General features: G+C 32.6%; 19 protein-coding genes and 1 pseudogene. 8 read left to right on the top strand and 12 right to left on the bottom strand.

Going from position 1 to position 20,116, the window contains the following annotated elements:
- Nucleotides 1-110: 110 nt before the first annotated feature.
- On the top strand, nt 111-1,412 hold the full coding sequence (locus ACSULM_RS02655; RefSeq protein ID WP_436860313.1) for a CPBP family glutamic-type intramembrane protease: 1,302 nt from the start codon (nt 111-113) through the stop codon (nt 1,410-1,412).
- Between the two features lie 83 nt (nt 1,413-1,495).
- On the opposite strand, the gene ACSULM_RS02650 is transcribed toward ACSULM_RS02655, so the two are convergent.
- On the bottom strand, nt 1,496-2,182 hold the full coding sequence (locus ACSULM_RS02650; protein ID WP_436860310.1) for a ribose 5-phosphate isomerase A: 687 nt from the start codon (nt 2,180-2,182) through the stop codon (nt 1,496-1,498).
- 158 nt (nt 2,183-2,340) lie between these two features.
- Here ACSULM_RS02650 and ACSULM_RS02645 point away from each other — a divergent pair, with 158 nt between their 5' ends.
- A complete protein-coding gene (locus tag ACSULM_RS02645) occupies nt 2,341-3,000 on the top strand; it encodes an MOSC domain-containing protein (RefSeq protein WP_436860309.1) in 660 nt (219 codons plus the stop codon).
- Nucleotides 3,001-3,083: 83 nt separating this feature from the next.
- Here the strand turns inward: ACSULM_RS02645 and ACSULM_RS02640 are convergent.
- The 3 genes and pseudogenes from ACSULM_RS02640 to ACSULM_RS02630 form a co-directional block, all read right to left on the bottom strand.
- Nucleotides 3,084-4,094 (bottom strand): annotated as a pseudogene (locus ACSULM_RS02640) (aldose epimerase family protein).
- Between the two features lie 523 nt (nt 4,095-4,617).
- Nucleotides 4,618-5,856 (bottom strand): ABC transporter permease, encoded by a 1,239-nt coding sequence (locus ACSULM_RS02635; protein WP_436860307.1) that lies wholly within the window; start codon nt 5,854-5,856, stop codon nt 4,618-4,620.
- Nucleotides 5,849-6,748 carry an ABC transporter ATP-binding protein gene (locus tag ACSULM_RS02630; protein WP_436860305.1) on the bottom strand — a complete coding sequence of 300 codons (900 nt, stop codon included), beginning with the start codon at nt 6,746-6,748 and terminating at the stop codon, nt 5,849-5,851. The genes ACSULM_RS02635 and ACSULM_RS02630 overlap by 8 nt, the downstream gene beginning before the upstream one ends.
- A gap of 301 nt (nt 6,749-7,049) precedes the next feature.
- Between ACSULM_RS02630 and ACSULM_RS02625 the strand changes: the two genes are divergently transcribed.
- Nucleotides 7,050-8,666 carry a ribulokinase gene (locus ACSULM_RS02625; RefSeq protein ID WP_436860303.1) on the top strand — a complete coding sequence of 539 codons (1,617 nt, stop codon included), beginning with the start codon at nt 7,050-7,052 and terminating at the stop codon, nt 8,664-8,666.
- A 68-nt stretch (nt 8,667-8,734) separates the two neighbouring features.
- On the opposite strand, the gene ACSULM_RS02620 is transcribed toward ACSULM_RS02625, so the two are convergent.
- Nucleotides 8,735-9,502, bottom strand: coding sequence for a DUF805 domain-containing protein (locus tag ACSULM_RS02620; protein WP_436860302.1), 768 nt, complete (start codon nt 9,500-9,502; stop codon nt 8,735-8,737).
- Nucleotides 9,503-9,701: 199 nt separating this feature from the next.
- On the opposite strand from ACSULM_RS02620, the gene ACSULM_RS02615 reads away from it, so the two are divergent.
- The gene (locus tag ACSULM_RS02615; RefSeq protein ID WP_436860300.1) at nt 9,702-10,313 is read left to right on the top strand and encodes a DNA-3-methyladenine glycosylase; all 612 of its coding nucleotides are present in this window, start codon (nt 9,702-9,704) and stop codon (nt 10,311-10,313) included.
- Between the two features lie 99 nt (nt 10,314-10,412).
- Here ACSULM_RS02615 and ACSULM_RS02610 read toward each other — a convergent pair whose 3' ends face one another.
- The 4 genes from ACSULM_RS02610 to ACSULM_RS02595 form a co-directional block, all read right to left on the bottom strand.
- Nucleotides 10,413-11,738: a Na+/H+ antiporter NhaC family protein gene (locus ACSULM_RS02610; RefSeq protein ID WP_436854612.1), complete on the bottom strand. Its 1,326-nt coding sequence runs from the start codon at nt 11,736-11,738 to the stop codon at nt 10,413-10,415.
- 100 nt (nt 11,739-11,838) lie between these two features.
- The gene (locus ACSULM_RS02605; RefSeq protein ID WP_436860298.1) at nt 11,839-12,639 is read right to left on the bottom strand and encodes a DUF4097 family beta strand repeat-containing protein; all 801 of its coding nucleotides are present in this window, start codon (nt 12,637-12,639) and stop codon (nt 11,839-11,841) included.
- On the bottom strand, nt 12,636-13,196 hold the full coding sequence (locus ACSULM_RS02600; protein ID WP_436860296.1) for a DUF1700 domain-containing protein: 561 nt from the start codon (nt 13,194-13,196) through the stop codon (nt 12,636-12,638). Before ACSULM_RS02600 ends, ACSULM_RS02605 begins: the two co-directional genes overlap by 4 nt.
- Nucleotides 13,189-13,512, bottom strand: coding sequence for a PadR family transcriptional regulator (locus ACSULM_RS02595; RefSeq protein WP_069995146.1), 324 nt, complete (start codon nt 13,510-13,512; stop codon nt 13,189-13,191). The genes ACSULM_RS02600 and ACSULM_RS02595 overlap by 8 nt, the downstream gene beginning before the upstream one ends.
- 244 nt (nt 13,513-13,756) lie before the next feature.
- Between ACSULM_RS02595 and gltS the strand changes: the two genes are divergently transcribed.
- Nucleotides 13,757-14,965, top strand: a complete 1,209-nt coding sequence (gene gltS, locus ACSULM_RS02590) for a sodium/glutamate symporter (protein WP_436860295.1) — start codon at nt 13,757-13,759, stop codon at nt 14,963-14,965.
- A gap of 96 nt (nt 14,966-15,061) precedes the next feature.
- Here gltS and fni read toward each other — a convergent pair whose 3' ends face one another.
- Both fni and corA read right to left on the bottom strand, forming a co-directional pair.
- Nucleotides 15,062-16,105, bottom strand: a complete 1,044-nt coding sequence (gene fni / locus ACSULM_RS02585; protein WP_436860293.1) for a type 2 isopentenyl-diphosphate Delta-isomerase — start codon at nt 16,103-16,105, stop codon at nt 15,062-15,064.
- Nucleotides 16,106-16,169: 64 nt separating this feature from the next.
- Nucleotides 16,170-17,117 (bottom strand): magnesium/cobalt transporter CorA, encoded by a 948-nt coding sequence (gene corA, locus ACSULM_RS02580; RefSeq protein WP_436860291.1) that lies wholly within the window; start codon nt 17,115-17,117, stop codon nt 16,170-16,172.
- A 145-nt stretch (nt 17,118-17,262) separates the two neighbouring features.
- Between corA and ACSULM_RS02575 the strand changes: the two genes are divergently transcribed.
- Both ACSULM_RS02575 and ACSULM_RS02570 read left to right on the top strand, forming a co-directional pair.
- Nucleotides 17,263-17,730, top strand: coding sequence for a thioesterase family protein (locus ACSULM_RS02575; protein ID WP_436860289.1), 468 nt, complete (start codon nt 17,263-17,265; stop codon nt 17,728-17,730).
- An 11-nt stretch (nt 17,731-17,741) separates the two neighbouring features.
- Nucleotides 17,742-18,146: a hypothetical protein gene (locus ACSULM_RS02570; RefSeq protein ID WP_436860287.1), complete on the top strand. Its 405-nt coding sequence runs from the start codon at nt 17,742-17,744 to the stop codon at nt 18,144-18,146.
- A 100-nt stretch (nt 18,147-18,246) separates the two neighbouring features.
- Here the strand turns inward: ACSULM_RS02570 and ACSULM_RS02565 are convergent, their stop codons facing one another.
- The gene (locus tag ACSULM_RS02565) at nt 18,247-19,149 is read right to left on the bottom strand and encodes an alpha/beta hydrolase fold domain-containing protein (protein WP_436860285.1); all 903 of its coding nucleotides are present in this window, start codon (nt 19,147-19,149) and stop codon (nt 18,247-18,249) included.
- 213 nt (nt 19,150-19,362) lie between these two features.
- On the opposite strand from ACSULM_RS02565, the gene ACSULM_RS02560 reads away from it, so the two are divergent.
- Nucleotides 19,363-20,010: a hypothetical protein gene (locus tag ACSULM_RS02560; RefSeq protein ID WP_436860283.1), complete on the top strand. Its 648-nt coding sequence runs from the start codon at nt 19,363-19,365 to the stop codon at nt 20,008-20,010.
- Nucleotides 20,011-20,116: the final 106 nt, after the last annotated feature.

The following is a 20,116-nucleotide window of genomic DNA, read 5'->3' as shown; positions in this document are numbered from 1 at the left end:
TCCAAACTATTACATTTCAATGATAAATCAGGAATTTAATTTATTTATCCACCATAAATATGTATAATTAGGTACAAATGATTTTTTTGAACCCTATTGGAGGTTACATAATGAATACAAAACGTATACCAGGTTTTCAATGGGCAATGATGATTTTTATATTCTTTATTATTGCTTATGCATCACCTATTATACTGAAAGATTTACAAAGTTCTGTTCCATTCAAAGCTTTTGTCTTTGATATGAGTACAATTGCCCCATTTATTGCAATGATTATTTGTATTGCAGTATTTAAGGACAAAGGCACACAAATTGAAAGTTTGAAATTCACAATAAGCTTAAAAGTGATTGAACGTCTTATTTTAGCACTTGTTTTACCTTTAATCATTTTTATAATAGCCATGACAAGTTTTAATATATTTGCAGATAGCTTTGTATTATTACAAGCTAAAGATTTATCAGTGTCAGTCTTCACAATTCTTATAGGACAACTAGTAATGGCATTCCTAGTAGAAATTGGATTCCGTTCTTATTTACAACATATTGTTGAAAATAAAATGAATACTTTCTTCTCTTCAATCATTGTCGGTATTATGTATGCTGTATGGAATGCGAATATTGCGTTCAGCTTTGAATTTGCAATGTTCAGTTTCTTATACTCATTTGCATTCTCAATGATTATTGGTGAATTAATCCGCGCAACAAAAGGACGTACGATATATATCGCAATGGTCTTTCACGCGGCAATGTCATTTGGTTTAGTATTCTTATTTAATGAAGAATTAGGTGAAGTATTTGCAATGAAAGTGATTGCACTTTCTACAGTAGTTGTAGCTATCGTATATATATTACTTAGCTTAATCATTCGCGTGTTACTCTACTTCTTTACTAAACGTAATTTAGATGAAGTTGATGAAAATAATTATCTAGATCACGTAAATGATGACAGTGAAGACAATATTAATGATGTAGCAACAGATAACCACAACACTGAAACTTATTCAAATTCGGACTCAGATACAACAACGCCTAGTCATACAACTGAGCATTCAGATGAAGCATCACAAACAGATAATGTTACGCATGATGACACATACACACATCAAAGCGAACAAGATGCTAGTCGTAACAATATCATTTCTGAAAATACACCTAATAACGAAACAACGCATCAGCAAGAACAATCAAATACACGTGCAAACAGTGCGGTAGAAGCTTCTACTGAAAAAGCAAACACGAATTCATCGACTGACGATTTAAAAACAAATGCACGTTATGCTTCAAATCGTAAATCTTCTGCGGTAACTGATGCCCAAGCAGAGATTGAACAAGATTATCAAGAAAATACACGTGATACTGCATCTGAGCGTACTTCTTTTGATAGAAAAAACAATCGAAACCACCGTCGTTAAGAGAATTTGTGAACGATTCACTTAAAATTACTTCACAATGAAAACACCGTTATTCCTAGCAATTTAGGAATAACGGTGTTTTCTTATTTATCTATAATTTTAACGCCAGACGTTGTCCCAATAATCGCCTGATCAGTAACATTCAAGAAGTACCCTGTTTCTAATACCCCGATAAGATGAATGAGAAATTCATGCATCTCTAAAGGTTTGATACGTTCATTAAGTACAACATCCAAAATATAATTTCCATTATCTGTTATAAATGGGACGTCATCTACCATACGACGTTCAACAATCAAATTGTCATAAGCAGTAATTTTTTTTGAAACTAACAACCAATTAAACTTATCTACTTCCACTGGTAACTTGAATGTTTGGCCTAAATAGTCGACACATTTGCTTTCATCAGCCAATACAATAAATCGATCCGCCATAGCATCGATAACTTTTTCTCTAAACAGTGCACCACCGCCACCTTTAATTAGATTCAAGTCATTATCAATTTCATCCGCACCATCGATTGCAATATCCATACTTTCTACATCATTCACATCAATAATACGTATGCCTAGTTTTTTAGCGATAAATGCAGTCTTATTAGACGTACATACACCTGTAATATTGATTTGCTCTTGTTCAAGTTTTTCTGCAATTTTTGGGACAAGCAATTCAATTGTTGATCCAGAGCCGATACCAACAATCATACCATCTTTTATTTGTGCTAATGCATCATTAAATGTACTCATTTTCAACTGTTTCTTATCCATCATGCTTCCCCTTTTACACTGTACTTTTACTTTTATTGTACATGAGATTTATTAAAATACCTAGTTGTAAAATAATTTTCTGTGACTAAATTATCTCATTACTTGCATAATTAGTAGTTTGTTTTAAAATTAAAATAATTAGACGATGGGGGTACAACATTATGATTTATGCATTAGATGCCATTTCAACAGGAAAAATACAAGACTTACCATACAGTTCCAAGCGACCAATGCGTTCTGCTTTAAACAAAGAAAAATTCACAGGTCACATGTGGCTCACACAGACGGGATTTACTGAAGATGAACAAGAATACAAAGACCATGGTGGGCCAGATAAAGCAGTGTGTTTGTATAGTAAACACAATTATGAATTATGGAAAAATGACATCGCTGAACTTCCGGAATATGCAATGTTTGGCGAAAATTTAACCGCTCAAAATTTAGACGAACGAGATGTACATTTTGGCGATCAATTTCAGTTAGGTGATGCCATTATAGAAGTATCGGAAATTAGAGAACCTTGTTGGAAGATTCAAGAAAAATATAAAATATCTGATTTAGTCAAACGCATGTCCAAAACATGTAAAACAGGGTTCTATTTTAGAGTTATTCAAGAGGGCAATGTACCTGCAGATGCACATTTGAAATTGTTGAAAAATGCAGAAAATGAAGCAAAGCTTTCAGTTTTCGAGCTCAATGACCTATACTATAATGACAATAAAAATACTGAACGTTTACAATATGCCCTCAAGAATCCTTATCTAACTGCTCAACGGATTTCAAAACTCGAACGATTTCTAAAACGTGCTCAAAAAGCATAATAATAGTACTTATATAACACAGGAGTGAGATAATTCATCTAATTAACGAATCGCCTCACTCCTATTTATAAGTACTATTTTATTTATTTTTCAGATATTTTATATGATGTTTTAGAATAGAATGGTTCATTGGCTTCTAAGATTGATGGTGCTTTATCACCTAATAAATTAATATCATTTGGTAAATATTGCGTTTCCAATGTAAATCCAGAATGTGACTTATAAATATTAAAATCACTTTGCCATCCAGTAGTATCATTAAATGTATAAATAACAATATTTGGCATGTCCGTATTAACTTTTAGTACGAAATGCTTATTTTCAACCTTCATTTCTTGCCCACCAATATCAAATGGATGATCTATACCACCAAATTGAGTCATTTGCTGTTTCACTATAGGATGCTCACTATTAAAAATATCTTTAAATTGTATAGTTTCTTCGTTAAACACATCGACTAAATTTAATGGTTGCAGATCTTTTACAATATTGTCTTCACCTAATAAATACATATCTAATTTAGAACTTGAAATTGCATGATTATCTATAACATTATTATCTCTATTTAAATTAAAGTAAACGTGGTTCATAGGGTTGAATAAAGTTTTTTCTGTTGCAACTGCCTTGTATTCAACCGTCCATTTGTGATCAACATCATATGTATGTATCACTTCTAAGTCTATATCACCCGGGAAATAATCATCTTCACTTTTAATTGTTGTTGAAAAAATAACCTTCACTTGCCCAACTTGCTCTTATATTTTATATTCAAAGAAACGACGGTCTATACCTTTTGGTCCTCCGTGTAAATTATGCCCACCATTATTTGCATCTAAGACGTATGTCTTACCGTCCAATTCAAATGTTGCATTCGCAATTCTACCACCATAACGGCCAATTGTTGCACCAAAGTTATAAGGATTCGCCTCATAAAATTCATCAGCTTCGACAACATTACCTAGCACTATATTATTATCATCATATTTCCAAGATACAATTCTCGCTCCATAGTTAGTAAAAACAATTTTTGTTTCTTCATTATCAATTTTAATCAAATCAATACCATTACTTTGACTTTCTACTTTTGCAAACATCATTCATTACTCCCTTTCAAACATTGTACTTTTAATGTTTAGATATGACGTTTAATCATGAATATATCTCAAATTGTAAAAGCAGCAATCCATTCATTTATTTCGAGGGGTATCGTCATAAATTTAGATCAGCCATTTCAATTTCAAGACAATAATAAATAGATGTTCCCTCACCTATTCTTCATCGTTAAACGTTTAATAACACATACTATTAGCTATCGAATCCAACATGCATAGCAACGCGCTATGTTTCCCTCCTGCATATAGTTGGTAAAGTCGATGCGTATCGAGTCAATTTCGAAAAATTATATCTTTATAATGTAGCGTTGATATAACATATTTTTTATATGCACTCTAAATTCTATCAGACAATATTGATAATTGTTATATTTTTTTCTGATTTTATACTAAAAAATGCTAAAATTATGAATTTTTACTCTTACTTCATTTTCTATATTTTTTAATTTTTTAATTAAACAAGCTGCCCTTCTCATAATTGAGGGCAGCTTTATATATGAAACTATTAATTTTTATTAAATATGCGCTTCATAGAATGCTTAAATCCTTTATCGAAACTAAGAATCGTATTTTTATAACTACGAACAGCAATCCACAATAAGATGAAAATCGTGATAATTGATAATATGATACTAACCACAATTTCCCATACAGCCACTTCTGGTGAAGACGAACGTACAAACATTACAAATGGTGATAATAATGGGATAAAACTTGTTATCTTCGTCAATAATGTATTTGGGTTCATAACACTAAATAGTGAAACATAGAAGGCAATCATGCTGACTAAAGTCATTGGCATCAATGCCTGGTTGATATCTTCAATACGTGCCGTTATCGCTCCTAAAATCGCTGCCATAATAACATATGACAGAATCCCGATTACAAGTGAAATAACGCCAACGATTGAAATTTGCAGTGTTAATTCATTCGGTTCTATTTTAAATCCTTTCAACATATCACCGATATCGAATATTAAGAAACATAATGCACCAAAGACTGCAAATATGACAAGTTGTGTAATCGCTACTGCAATCACACCGGTAATCTTAGCCAAAATATGTGTTACTGGTGAAACACTCGTGATGATCATTTCAATTACGCGTGATGTTTTTTCAGTAGCAATTTCCATAGCAACTTGACTCGCATAATTAAATACGATAAAGAAGATAAGCATTAAACCTGCATAAACCATTAATGTATTAAAGCCTTTTTGAGCTTCATTTAAGTTTGAATTGTTTGCCTTATCTGCAACAATTTCTGAAGTAACATCACTTTGTGCCTGCAATTGTTGCAACTTTTCTTGTGACAACTTCAAATTCGACGCAACTAATTGTGTTTGTATCGTTGATAAAGTGACTTGCAATTTTTGTTTTTCTTGATCTGACACTGTATCTTTACTAACAATTTTACCTGAAAGTTTATTATTGTCTTTCATATTAATGATATACGCTTTATCTAACTTTTCATTTTTCACTTGTGCTTTCGCTTGCTTTTCTGTAACTTTCTTAAATTTAGCACCATCATCTAGCTGCTTTCCTTGCGCTGTCAATGCTTTATAAATTTCTGTATTTGAAGCAACAACACCTATTTTATCCGGACCATCATCGAATAAATCGATAATTTTATTAACATTAGATGCAGCAAGCATTAACAGAATGACTAACCCTGTGAATATCATAAATGATTTAGTTCTAACTTTATTTCTATAAGTAAGTGAAAACGTAGCCCAAAACTTATCCATGGATATCACCTACTTTATCTATAAATATTTCATTGAGTGTTGGTTCTACTACTTGGAATCGTTTAACAAAACCATACTGTGTTACGATGTCATAAATTTTTTCAGCTACATGTTCTGTCTCAATCATTGCCTTAATTTCACGTTTATTCCTATCTACTTTTAGTACGCCTGGAACTTGCTCTATTTCTGGCATTTCATGATGTGTCTCAATAACCACGCTCTTATTACCATGGTTTGCTTTCACATCATCAATTGCCCCTGAAACAACCAGTTCGCCTTTATTCAAAATACAGACATTATCACAAAGTTCTTCCACATGTTCCATTCTATGTGAACTATATATAATTGTTGTACCCGCATCATTTAAATCTTGCACTGCAGACTTTAATAATTCAACATTAACCGGATCTAATCCACTAAAAGGTTCGTCCAAAATTAATAATTCTGGCTTATGTAACATACTTGCTAGAAGTTGAATTTTTTGTTGATTACCTTTTGAAAGTGCTTCGATTTTCTTTTCTTTATTTTCCTTGATATCGAATCGTTCCAACCAGTAATCAATCTCTTTCGTTATCGCTTTGGACTTCATCCCTTTTAAAGTGGCCAAATAACGTAATTCGTCTTCCACTTTCATCTTTGGATGTAATCCTCGCTCTTCTGGCAAATAACCGATACGATCATAAATCGCACGATCAACTTTTTGTCCATTATATGTAATGTGTCCTTCGGTAATTGGAGTCAGTCCTAATATCATTCTAAACGTTGTTGTTTTGCCCGCACCATTTCTGCCTAAAAAGCCTAGCATCTTTCCTTTTTCTAACGATAATGAGATATCATTTACCGCAGTAAAATTTTTATATTTTTTTGTGACATGCTCTATGTTTAATGACATACTGCCTTAACACCTCTCTTTTATAAATATACTACCTTGATGATACCATTTGTGATATCAAATATACATTTTAAATTTTATGTTAATTACCAATTAAAATTAGCTTCATTCATGAAATAGCAATCACTTCTTTAAAATTAATTATTTCGTAACGTTGCTGCACAAATTTTAAATAATGACGACACGCCTACTTTCATTTTTTGTAAAAGACTTAACTTTACATCACTATATGTAAGCACTATCATTAGATTAAATAAGATATCGGCTTATTTCTAAAAATAATATTAGGGGGCAATGTAACATGACTTATAGTATCGGCATCGATTATGGTACCGCTTCAGGCCGCGTATTTTTAGTAGATACCGCTAATGGAGAAATTATTTCAACCTACATTAAAACATATCCACATGGTACGATTTCTGGTTCATTAAATGGTACAGAATTACCACACAATTATTTTTTACAACATGCAGAAGATTATACTTCTATTCTAGAAGAAGGCATAAATTATGTCTTAGAAGATAGCGATGTAGATCCATCGTCAGTAGTGGGTATTGGTTTAGACTTTACAAGTTGTACGATTGTATTTTTAGACAAAGATTTCAAACCACTGCACTTACATGATAATTTAAAAGATAATCCTCATGCATATGTAAAATTATGGAAACATCATGGTGCACAAGATGAAGCTACATATATGAAGGAAATCAGTGATAAAGTGAATCCTTCCTGGCTAGATTTTTATGGACATAGTGTCAATAGTGAATGGATGATTCCTAAAATTTTAGAAGTGAAACATAAAGCGCCAGAAATACTAGATCAGTGTGCTTACATCATGGAAGCAGGAGATTATCTCGTCAGCTTACTTACTGATAAGAATATTCGTTCTAACTGTGGTATTGGCTTTAAAGGGTTTTACAATGAATCAAATGGCTATAACTATTCATTTTTCGAAGCAGTCGATCCTGAATTACCCGAAATTATAAAAAGTAAATGTGAAGCGCCTGTCGTAAACATTGGTGAAAGTGCAGGATCACTGAGTCCTTATTATCAAAATTTATGGGGACTATCTGCTGACGTACAAATATCACCATACATAATTGATGCACATTCTGGTGTATTAGGTGTAGGTGCAATAGAACAAGGTGAATTCACACCCGTTATAGGGACAAGTACTTGTCATTTGATGCTTGATGCCAAACAAGCACCTATCCCTGCTATTACTGGTTCTGTAAAGGATGCCATCATCCCTGGTCTCTATGCTTATGAAGCTGGACAAGCAGCTGTTGGAGATTTATTTAATTATTCTGCAAGTCTTGCGCCTAAAGACATCGTTGATGAGGCAGAACAGCAAGGTATAACAGTTCTAGAATATTTAGAAGCACTTGCAAAAGAAATTCCTATTGAAAAACAACATGTGACTGTATTAGATTGGCATAATGGTAATCGTAGCATCTTAAGTGATAGTCATCTCACTGGAAGTATCTTTGGTCTAACCCTACAGACACCTTTCGCTATGATACACCGCGCTTATATAGAAGCTACAGCATTTGGTACAAAGATGATTATGCAGCAATTCGAAAATAATGATATTCCTGTACAAACTGTATATGCAGCAGGTGGAATACCTATTAAAAGTGAGTTACTCGTCGATATCTACGCAAATGTATTAAATAAAGAAGTCGTTGTTATTGATTCAAGTAATGCGACTGCACTCGGTGCAGCTATGTTAGGCGCGAACGTAGGCGGTGCTTATCCAACTTTAAAAGAAACTGTACAACATATGAAGCAACCTGTTTATTATCGTAAACAACCTGATTCTAACAAAGTTAAACAATATGAAGTGTTGTTTCAAAGATATAAAGCATTGCATGATTTATTAGGTAAAGAGCACCCTGAGTTATCCTATCTTGTTTAAATCAAAAAAAGACCAGCAACAGCCCTGATATTAGGGTGAAGTTGCTGGCCTTTATATTTCACGACAACTTAATATTTATGGTCGTTATTATGATTTGATGAAGGGTTTTTATCATCCTGATGTTCGCCAAAAGGATAATTATTGCGATTGAATTGTTTCGTATCGCTATTGTCTTCGTTCAAGTTGCTATTGTGTTGTGCATTATTAGCCGCTTGATTTGTTGATTGATTCGATGTTTGATTTGTTGATTGATTTTGATTATAAGCTTGTGTGTCCTTATTAGATGCCGGAATATGATTACCATATTTATGGCTTGGACCATATTTGTTAGTTTTTCGTTCACTATCAAGACATGCAATCACAATCATAAAGATACTAAAACCAAAATAAATTAGACAAATTAAAATCATAAGTACCATGTTGATTGGATTTGTTAGTTGTTCGTCACGAATATTGATTACAATAGTAATTGGATAAGTAACGACAAATACCCCTAAAAAGATTAATGGTAATAACATTGTTCTGCCCGTATCATGGAATCGTCTAATCATAAGCGCCCAGTTCGGTACAAGTGTTGCCAAACTGTAAATTAATGAATAACCAATGCCTAAGAACATTAAAATAACACCAAATGCCAACATACCCTCAGAATTTGACGCAGCTCCTGATGCCAAAAAGATTAAAGCGAAGAAATACAATACAAGTGCAGGTGCCATAAAGATTAAATGCCAAAGCACCATGTACCAATACTCACTTCTACGAGAACGCCCTTTGAAATTAACATAGTTTTTCCAAAACATTTTTAATGCTTCTTTGAAACCAACTTTCCTCTCCATATTATCCCTCGTTTCATAATTGTTTGTTTTAGATTAGAATTATTTTATACTTAGTATAATAACTTTGTATGTATATTCCCTACTAATCTTATAATAAATAGTGTACCAAATATTTATAGTACTAGTAACACAATTTTACAAATATTTTAAAAACATTTAAAAAAATTTAGTTTTACAATCTTCAATTGGAGGATGCATTATGGATTTTTTACAACGAGATACAATTACAATAGCGAAAGATTTATTAGGGGTACGTATCATCTATCAAGATGAGTTACAAACTTTCACAGGATATATTGTAGAAACAGAAGCTTATATCGGAAAAAATGATCAAGCTGCTCATGGTTATAAAGGTAAGCGAACACCTAAAGTAGAGTCTTTATATAAGCGTGGTGGCACAATTTACGCACATGTCATGCACACTCATTTATTAATAAATTTTGTTACACAACAGGAAGGACAACCTGAAGGCGTCCTTATAAGAGCAGTTGAGCCTGAAGAAGGCATAGAATTAATGCAATTAAATCGTGGTAAATCAGGTGTTTCACTTACCAATGGTCCTGGTAAATGGACAAAAGCCTTTAATATACCTAGACATTTAGACGGTTCAAGAGTGAATGAAGGTCGCCTTAAAATAGATACAAAACATCGTAAATACCCAAAATCAATAGAAGCCAGCAGTCGTATTGGTATACCAAACAAAGGAGAATGGACACATAAACCCTTACGCTTTACTGTCAAAGGCAACCCATATGTGTCACGTATGCGTAAATCAGATATGTTACAACCAGATACAACTTGGCGAACTTAATCATACAAAAAAGACATGTACTCTATTCACAAAAAATGATAAGAGTCACATGTCTTTATTTGTTATATCAGAATTTTATTTCAACTCTGAGACCATCAGTTATCTTGTTGATTTATTTTTATCTAAAAGACCAAATTGTATTGTGATAATCGTACAAATCACAAATATCACTGGATAAAATGAATATTTTAAAACTTCTAGATAGGATACGTCCCCATATTTTTCTACCATAAGCATACCGCTATCATGTGGCAATACCATCAAAGCACAACAAGCAAAAATATCAAGTAAACTCGCCATGCGTTTTGGTGGCACTTTATATTCATCTCCAATTTCTTTAGCAATCGGTGCAGATATAATAATAGCAAGTGTGTTATGTGATAACGCCGCTGATAACACACCAGACATTAAACTGATGACATATTCTGCACTTTTACGCCCTTTGGCCTTCGCTTTCATCGTTTTAATAATCCAATCTATACCACCATAATAACGAATGAGCGCAACAAGACCTGAAACCAAGAACGCCACTAAGAAGATGGTAAACATACTTTCCATACCATCACCTATTGCTTTTGTAAATTGGAATACGCCCATTTGACCTTGTACAATTCCCAAAACACCTGCCATAACAATTCCAATAATTAACACCAGAATAACATCTAACCCTGCAATCGCTGCAATTAACACAAATAAATACGGCAAAATATTAATAAAGTTAAAGCTTAAATCACCGTCAACTTTTCCTGTACCGCCTACAATTGCATAGAAGATAGCTGTAATGGTCGCCGCTGGTATAGCAATTAAGACATTCATTTTGAATTTATCGCGCATTTTGGCACCAACACCATTGGTAGCAGCAATTGTTGTATCCGAAATAATCGACAAATTATCACCAAAATATGCACCAGCAATTACGGCTGCACCTGCTGCAGCTACACTTAAATCAGCTGCTTGTGCTACTGCGACACCCACTGGAATAAACGCCGCTTGCGCTCCAGTTGATGTACCTAGCGTTAACGCTGCAAATCCACTCATTATAAATATGCCTGGAATGAGTAAACTCGGTGGAATAACGGATAACCCCATGTTGACCATTGCTGTTTTTCCGCCCATTTCAGACGTTACGGTTGAAAATGCACCTGCTAATAATAGAATCAATCCTAAATTCACAATGCCTGAATTACCTGCATGCTCTGTAAAAATTTGAACTTTTTTAGTGAAAGCCGTTTTTCTATCATAGCAAGTCCATGCGATAACAATACCGATAAGGATTGCAACATGGCGTGGAAGTTGATCGAAAGCATCAGCTTTTCCCATAATCGTAAATGTAATACCCACACCAATATACAATATTAAGAATATAAGTAATGGTAACAATGCTAAAGCACCATATTGTTTTTCACTACGTAATGATTGTTCCATAAATTTTCTCCTTATTTCTTAGGATTTCCATATGTTATATATAGTAAATCAAAAAAAAGATAATGTCATTGAATTGACACTATCCTTTCTACTAAACGTATTATTTTATTGTTGCATCACCTGTATCTGTTTCAATGGTAATTCGATTATCACCATATCCCACTTTCTTATCTTTAAAACGTTCATGCTCTATATCTAACTCTCCAGTATCGCCAGTAAAATCAATTTGACTATTTTTAGGTTCATTCTGACCATATACTAACTCTACATTCCCGGTATCTGTGCGAATCTGTATTGGTTTATCAGCAGGTACTTGTTCTATCTTCACATCTCCGGTATCCGTTTTAAACTCTCCGCGATTAAAAGTTGTATGTTTAATATCAATTTCAGCTGTATCTCCTGTAGCAACTAAATTATTAAATTTAGAATGCTTTAATGTTAAGTCTCCTACATCTGAAAATAGTTTCGCTTGATCCGCTTCGATTTGTTGAATATTGATAAGTCCATTATCTGTAGTGACATCTAAATCCTTTAACTTTTTAGGAATTGTAACAACAACATCATTATATCTTAAATTTAAAAATGAAATATTAATATTAGACGATCCTTTATAATCGCTTACTACTAATTTATCGCCTTTTACTTTCGCATCCATGTTAATTTTGTCATTCGATCCTTTTGATGTGACTTTAAATTCATTACCTTTTTTAATGGTCAAATTACTATATCTTATCTTTATATCAGCAGATTTAATTTTTGAATCATTATACGTTTCATTAAAATTTGTCGTCGTGTGATTTGCTTTTTTATATTCTTCTTTAAATTGTTGAACACCACCAATGCCGCAAACGACCGTTAAAATAAATCCAATAATAAAAATGACTATTAATGCTTTCTTCATTTGCCAACACTCCCTTTCATTACTTGAATATTCCATTTTAAATATTTAACGCATAATATATAAAATCCTTTAGTAATAAGGTACGTTATAACAAATAGCATCAATCCAGCACCAAACATTGCGCCCGTTACGAAAATATCTAACAAGATTATTTCTTGAAATCCTTCAACCATACCTTTAAAAATCAGTGCTAATGGCGAAAGAATAAATGATACTGTCGTCAGTATGAACGTCAACACAATACTCAAAATAATAATAAATGGGATTAAGATGACGAAGAAGTTTAAAATACTAAGTCCCATTACGGCTAAAATAGCTTGACTTACATCTCCAACTTGATTACTTTGTTCCGCCTTTTCAATTGCCGCACTTGCATTTAATTCCTTTGCCAACTGTTTTGGATTTCCTAACTCTTCTGCAATTTGTTCCTCTGATTTACCTTCTTGTAACCCGCTATAAAAGTGCGTGTCATACTCATTAATAATATCCTGACGCTCATTATCGTTTACATGTTTTAAATGTTTATGTAATTGTTTTAAATATTCATTTCTACGCATTAGAGTCACTCTCCTTAATAAATTGATCTACCGCATGAGAAAATGCACGCCATTCTTCTAATAATAGTTGTAATCGTTCTTTACCTTGATCCGTAATTTGATAATATTTTCTTGCTGGACCTTCTGTTGAGGGTTGATAATATGTTGTTAATTCACCGCTTTTTACTAATCTTCTAAGCAACGGATAAACTGTACCTTCTGCTATTGTCATATATCGTGAAATATTTTGAACGAGTGAATAACCATATTGATCATCTCGTTTTATAATTAATAATACGATGAGTTCAAGTGCACCTTTTTTAAATTGACTGTTCATTCAAGTCCTCCTTTGCTAAAAATCCGTACTATACATAATACAGTAGTGCTTTCAAAAAGAATATACCATATACTACTATACATTGCAAGGTACTGATTAATGATTAGTTATATTCAAATTTTACTTTAAAAAATGAGCGACACTATCATTCTCGTTTTATAATCTGTATAATAGTAAGCATGGGTTTTGTAAGCGTTTACTACAATTACAGTTGTTTTTAAATCTAAAATAAGGGGGAATCTCTATGTTAACGTTAGATGCGATAACGACCTTAGCGCTAGCAAGCATTTTATATTTGCTAGGTGTTTATATCGTTAATCATGTCAATATTTTGAAACGTTTATGCATACCTGCACCAGTTATTGGAGGATTGCTATTTGCAATACTTGTTGCCATTTTACAGTCTTTAAATATATTAACTATTAAATTAGATTCTGAATTTATCCAGAATTTCTTCATGCTCGCATTCTTTACAACAATTGGTCTAGGCGCTTCACTTAAATTACTCAAATTGGGTGGTAAAGTACTCATTCTTTATTTCATTTTCTGTGGAATTCTTGCATTTTTCCAAAATGTCATCGGTGTATCTTTGGCGAAAGTGTTAAATATTCCGCCACTGCTCGGTCTTACTGCAGGTTCAATGTCAATGGAAGGTGGACATGGTAATGCAGCTGCATATGGTCAAACAATCAAAGACCTAGGTATAGATTCCGCTGTTACTGCAGCTCTAGCAGCTGCAACGTTAGGATTAGTGGCTGGCGGTTTAATAGGCGGTCCCGTTGTAAAATATTTAATCAATAAACATCAACTACAACCTAAACAAGCCGAAGCCATGACTAAAGATTATGGAAAGAGCGAGAGTAACTCATACTTACATCAACGCATGGCTCCAACAACAATATTCTTATTACAATTTTCTATTGTTGCTATTTGTATGGCTATCGGTTCTTACATAGGTAATACTTTTACGGATTTAACAGGTATTAATATCCCTATTTACGTAGGTGCAATGTTTGTTGCCGTAATTATTCGCAATATCTCTGAATACGGAAACTTACAATTGATTGATATGAAAATCGTAGACAGTATTAGCGACATTTCATTGAGCCTATTCCTATCTATTGCATTGATGAGTATACAATTGACTGAAATTTATCAATTAGCAATACCATTAATTATCATCGTTTTGGTACAAGTCATATTTATTATTCTATTCTCGGTATTTATTTTATTCCGCGGCTTAGGTAAAAATTATGATGCTGCAGTGATGGTTGGTGGCTTTATTGGTCACGGACTTGGTGCTACACCCAATGCGATGGCAAATTTAGACGTTATTACTAAAAAATACGGTGCTTCACCAAAAGCATACCTAGTCGTGCCAATCGTTGGCGCATTTCTAATCGACTTACTCGGTGTACCCATCGTCACAACATTTATTAACGTTTTCAAATAAATCTTGTTTAAGTCATATGAAACAATAAAATGGAGGAGAAGACATCTGATATGTCTTCCCCTCCATTTATTCTATTATTAAATAGCATTAAAAATATTAGTGAATATCTAGGTTTCTTTGTTCTATCCAAGATTGTAACTTTGGACTTAAAACCATTTGCGTTTGTTTTAAATCTTTTATTGTTCTAGCATCTAACATTGTCATTATTTTCTTCATATGCTCAATGAATTGTTCTGTATAATTCAATGTTTCCGTAATGCCATTATGTTCTACTTGATTTAAGAATGGACGTGACATACCAACCGCACTTGCACCTAATGCTAAACATTTCACTGCGTCTAATGGTGTTCTTACTCCACCACTTGCTAAAATGTTCATATCTTGTTGATGTGCAGTACTTTCCAATAGTGACTCAACCGTAGTTTGCCCCCATTGCCCTAAATAGTCCATATCTTTGTATGTACGTCTTTCATTTTCAATATCAACAAAATTCGTACCACCTCTACCACTTACATCTACATATGAAATACCAATTTCATTTAAGCTTTTAATCGTTTCTTTGCTCATGCCAAAGCCAACTTCTTTTACAATGACTGGAACATCTACACGCTTAACAATTTGAGCAAGATTATCCATCCATGTTGAAAATGTTCTATTTCCCTCTGGCATAACAAGTTCCTGAGGTGCATTTACATGTACTTGTAGCGCTTGTGCATCTAGCAATCTTACTGATTCAATAGCTTTATCAACAGGTACATCTGCCCCTACATTACTAAAGATAATACCATTAGGATTTGTGTCTCTAACTACTGTAAATGACGATGCCATTTTACTGTTTCGCAATGCTGCATGTGTTGAACCAACAGCCATTGCCATACCAGTTTCACGTGCAATTACTGCCAATTTTTCGTTTATTTGTTTCGTCCATTCACTTCCACCTGTCATTGCATTAATATACAAAGGTTGATTTAATGTGAAATCTTTTAAATGACTTGTTAAATCTACATCATCTACATCAATGTTAGGGATTGAATGGTGGACAAACCTTATGCCATCAAAATCAGAAACGGTAGCATCCTGTTGTGCCATTGCAATTTCTACATGTTCATTTTTTCTTTGTTCTCTTTTGTTATCGCTCATCTTCTGCTCCTACTTTCAATCAATTTTGTAAAATCATCGTGCGCTACATTCATTACTTAAGTTTCTAAAACCATTTTTCCCTTTTAAAATAATATATACATCCTACACTGATCGCTAACATCAATGATAAGACAATATAATAACCATAATGCCATTTCAATTCAGGCATATTTGTAAAATTCATGCCGTATATACCTGTAATTAATGTGAGTGGCAAAAATATTACAGACACTAATGTTAATACTTGCATGATATTGTTCATTTTAAATGAAGTGTAAGATGCATAATTATCTCTAATCTCATTTGTCATCTCTTGCGCCATTTTCAGGATATTCTGTTGCTTGATAATATGATCCTCTATATGTTGAATATACATATGATTTTTTGCATCTACAAGTAATAGCTTACTTTCTTTGATATCATCAATCAATTCATGCATTGGATAAATAACGCGCTTCATTTTTATGATATTAGAACGTATTTTGAATACATCTTCCATAATTCGTTTTGTTGATTGTTCACTTAACTGAAAATCTTCAAATTCAAATACTTTATCTTCAATTTCATTTATAAGATGAAAATAATTATCTACTAGTTGATCTAAAATAAACAAAGCTACATCTGATGTATCTAAATCTTTGTTAAATTGTGTTACAATTTTTTGTTCAATTTCTTTTAAACTCTCGAAAGGCTTATGGTGATATGTGATGAGTGTATTGTCTTTGATAAATAAATTTAGTGCTTTATCTCCATTCATACGGGTATCCATACTATGAAAGACTAAGTATTGATAGGATTCATATGCCTTGTATTTCGCTCTTGGTGTACCATTCACTGTATCATCGATTTCTAGTTTATTAAAATTAAAATGTGATTCTAAAATTGCATTTTCCGCTTGTGTTGGGTCATCAAAATCACACCATATAAACGTTGCTGATTGAGGTATTTCACTGAAATGTGAAACTTGTGTTAATGATTGCTCGGTAGTTTGATATTTGATTGTTAAACTCACGACGTACCTCCTCAAATCATTTCCTTCATTTTACCATGAAATGGGTTGTATGTAAGGTGAAGCTTTGTTTGATGCAAACAAGCTACAAAATTCATATAAACATGTTAAAATTTAAGCATTAATCTTAACTTTAGGAGTTGTACTAATGAACACGACTTTCACTGTGTCGCAACAAGTCACAAATGACATGATTGACCATAATAACCATGTACACGATGCACATTACAATATCGTCTTTAGTGAAGCTATAAATCAATTTAATTATGAACATGGCTTATCATTAGACGAACGCGAAGCATTAGATTATACCCTTTTTACAGTAGAGGAACACACTGCATATTTAGCCCAATTAACTGCAAACGAGCATTATCAAATTGCGATTTATCTATATGACTATAATGAAAAAAGTGTTCATTTCTTTTCTATCTTATCTAAGGAAGATGGGACTACAGTTGCTACTAATGAAGCATTAATGTTAGGAATCGATCGTAAAACGCAAAAAACTGCCCCTTTCCCAGAACAGTATGCATCACAAATCATCACCTATTACGATAATCAACAACTGATTGAATGGCCAAAGCAGTTGGGTCACCGTATCAGCATTTCAAGATAAGGAGTGGTAAAATGACACAGGATATTCATACAGCAGTTGAAAGCCAATTGTACGATTTATTCGATAATACTAAATATGAACTTAGCGAACTAAATCAAAGTAAGTCCCTTGTATTAAATGGACCAGATAATAAGCTAATCAAACGTGGTCTTGATATTAGTTACCTGCAAGGTCAGAAAAAAGCTATCGATGCTATAGACACAATTTTAAAAGATAATCATGATGATACTTCATTTATAACTAACTTCAATACCTATACTTTATCCATTTTAAATAGTTATAACCGTTCGTTTACAAATTTTAAAAATATCGGCTATCCACCAGCTGATTACGATGTTATTTTGGCTCACCATTATACATTAATGGGACAAAAATCAGTTGTCGATGCAGTAAATAGTACAGTTACACAATCTTAAATTTTAACATGCAGAGTATAGTGATTTTTGATCTTACCTATTATAAACAATACTAAACAAGCTAGGACATTTTTATGCCCTAGCCTCATAATGCTTTGATTTAATCAAAGTTCAACGTTTCTACAATTTGTTTAACTACTTTATGCGACTCACGAATTGGTAATAGTGGAAATGCATGTATCATGCGCTTATATTCATAAAAATGAATTTCTTGATCATTGTCTCTCAACATTTCCGCAAAACGTTGCATATCTGGTAAATAGATTTCATAAGCTCCACCATACATAAATATCGGTGGTAATCCCTCTAAAGTCCCATTAATTGGTGATACACGTTTGTCTGCTAATGGTAAATGTTGTGACCATACGTCTAATATTTTTTGAACGCCTTCTCTATCAACAATTACATCCTTCTTATCTAGCGCTTCAGTGATACCTTCATTATCTAATTGTGCGTCTAGCATAGGTGAGATTAAATACAACTTGCTAGGTAACGGTTCATTTCTTTCGCGCAATTGTTGGATCATACTTAGTGCTAGCGCGCCACCTGTACCATCACCCATAATCACAATATCTTCACTTTTAACTTCAGTTAATAATTGATTATATATTTCAAAAATAGCCTTAAATGTATCATCAATATTATAATTAGGTGCTTTCGGATAAATTGGCATCACTACTTCATTTAAAGTACTTAATGCAAGCTTATCCATAAACCTCCAATGAAATGCAGAAGGTTGTAATATATTGTAACCACCAGGTATATACAGTATTTTCTTTTCATGACTATGTCTAAAACGGAATCTAAAAACTTGCATATCACCTAACATTTGTTTATCTAAATCAGATTTTACATTTAACGTTTCTGGCTGCTTATGTTTCTTTTCATTGAGCGTTTTTCGTTTAGTCAAGAATTCATCGAATGCTTGTTCAGAATTAAAAATGATAGAACGATGCGGTAATAAATACTTATTAATAAACTTACTAGTTAATCTTGATTTCATACAAATTCAATCCAATCTGTTTTTAATCTTTAATTTATTTAAATTAATTTTATGGTAAAATTAATTCAATGCATCAAAATATAGTTATAATATGACGAAAATTTTCAAGTTAATTTTTGTAATAACTAAAATGTAACAGTTATTGAACATTATAACAAAATAAAAGTAATAAAATCATACTGGAGTAATAATAATAAAAGGAGGGTACATATTATGACCGAAAATAATAGTAGCAATCAATTCAAAAATTTTGAACATAGCTTTACCAGTGAACCCATGCAACGTGGAACACGTTTTGGAAAGAAGAAAAAATCATGGGTAAGTATGATTATACAGATTATCGTCCTTATTTTAGTCGCAATTTCAGGTTATAGCATGTTTAAAGAACCTTTATTTAATTTGGTTTTTGCTAAAACACCTATTAATTTCCATCAACTTACAAATTTTCAAAATACGATGAATGATGTAGCAAATTTAAATCTCAATATTGACAATATTAATGATTTACAAACAAGTATCGATCGTCTGATTTTAGTTTTTTATGTGTTTTTTATAGCTTGTATCTTAAGTTTAATATTGACGATTTTGACGCTAATATTTAATAGAACTGCTTTAAAAATCGTTAATTTACTAATCATTGCAATCATGTTTATTATTACTTTTGGTTTTTCATACCTCATTAAAAATATAGCAACGCGCATTGCTGAGTCTATGAGTCAATACTATCTTACTGTTAAACCGACTCAAGTGTTAACAGAAGCTGATGCTATTCATAATTCTATTACACTTTTAGGTTGTAGTATTGCTTTGTTAATCATTAGTTTATTTTTTAGAAATCGTAAGTCTTATCAAAAAATATAATATCATTTAAATATCAAAAACATACTAAGATTAGCTATGAAGAAATCTATGACGATAGATTTTTTCATAGCTATTTTTTATAGTTATAGAGAGGAGTAGATCGTCC

It is taken from the genome of Staphylococcus caeli, assembly GCF_051413795.1.
Lineage (GTDB): Bacteria > Bacillota > Bacilli > Staphylococcales > Staphylococcaceae > Staphylococcus > Staphylococcus caeli_A.
Note: the sequence above shows the minus strand (reverse complement) of the source record. Positions and strands in the feature narration are given on the sequence as shown.